The sequence below is a fragment of the Lederbergia ruris genome (assembly GCF_018332955.1).
GTDB lineage: Bacteria > Bacillota > Bacilli > Bacillales > Bacillaceae_C > Lederbergia > Lederbergia ruris.
This window is the reverse complement of the sequence record NZ_BORB01000091.1, coordinates 1-1,353: the sequence shown is the minus strand read 5'-3', so window position 1 is coordinate 1,353 and position 1,353 is coordinate 1. Positions and strand designations below refer to the sequence as shown.

Annotated in this window: 1 protein-coding gene; it reads left to right on the top strand. The window is 34.4% G+C overall.

What is annotated here, in order from left to right; all coding sequences use genetic code 11:
* The first annotated feature begins 191 nt into the window (after positions 1-191).
* Positions 192-557, top strand: a complete 366-nt coding sequence (locus KI363_RS21510) for a helix-turn-helix transcriptional regulator (protein ID WP_212967603.1) — start codon at positions 192-194, stop codon at positions 555-557.
* Positions 558-1,353: the final 796 nt, after the last annotated feature.

The window sequence follows — 1,353 nt, the reverse complement described above, 5'->3', positions numbered from 1 at the left end:
CCCACCATTAGTTGATTCGACACCAATAACGGTAGGGTATTTTGAGAGGGCTGGCAAGCCTTTTATTTTTGTGCAACCTTCTAACATTTTGGTTGCAATTCTCTTAACTTTTATTTTGCACTAAACATCCATTATCCAAAATATATCGAGCAGAAACAAATTCACAAATTATCGATATTGTTACAAATTGTATGTCAAACTTTACGGATATTTTTAAACAACAAGAAAAAATAAAAAATCCTAAAATCATTGAGGAAGCTAAAAAATGGATTAAGAATCATTTATCGGAGGACATTAACTTAAATTCGCTCGCTTCTCATTTACATATGAGTCCAAATTACCTTAGTTCTTTATTTAAACAAGCAACGGGTGAAACATATATTGAATATACAACAAAATCAAGAATGAAAGTGGCAAAAAAACTTCTATTAGATCCTGAAGTAAAAATTAGTTCAGTTGCAAGGCAAGTTGGTTTCAACGATTCAAACTACTTCAGCATTGCTTTTAAAAAAAGTGAAGGTATGACTCCCACACAGTATCGAGCACGTTATTTGTGAAAGAAATTACTTTTTTTCGTATTTCATTTTCCCTTTATATCTCGAACGTTAAAATTTGCACGGAGGCTCACAGGATGTAATTCAGGTCGGCGTGGTGATCATCGCTATTTTTAAACAATAAATAATCCGCCCTTAGGCCTCCAAACACTCGTGCGGATTATTTCTGCCTAGTCCAATACTTCACGAATTCCATACAGTAAATACAGCAGTTACACGGGAGGAAGGTTATAGCTCTAAAGAAACATTTCTTGAGGAAGTTAGTATGCGGCCAGAGGAAAACGTGGAGCAACTACACAGATATTGGGAATTTATGAAAAAGGAATTGTAGTAGAAATACATTTTTTTACTACATGCTTTTTTGATTATCTTAATTGTCATTCTCCTAACATGCATGCTTCATTGGATTTATCAAGATTCTAGCCCTCAGCCCCTTTATAAATAAAAAAGGGGTTGAGTCTTCACTTTTGTAATTCACTAATAATAATGGGCAGCTCCTTATACTCATTGATGGATCAAAAAGGCTTAAAATGCGCACAAAAAAAGCCCACCATATCCATTATGATGAGCCTTATTACTAATAAAATATATTATTTTTATTTGCCTTCGATGTCCACTTGAATACCCAGCAATTTCTCTGAAGAATCTTCATCAGTTAAAACAAGAACGGTGTGTTTATGGCAAACTAATAATGTAGGGATTGGCATTTAATTTATGTATGGCCCGTAGGGCATACATAAATTAAATACGCCACTTGCCAACTCCTCCAAATAACTTTAAACTCCTCGTTGGACCAACA

What these genes read in the sequence shown, in the direction of transcription:
- KI363_RS21510 (WP_212967603.1), top strand. Translation starts at nt 192, where the DNA reads ATGTCAAACTTTACGGATATTTTTAAACAACAAGAAAAAATAAAAAAT.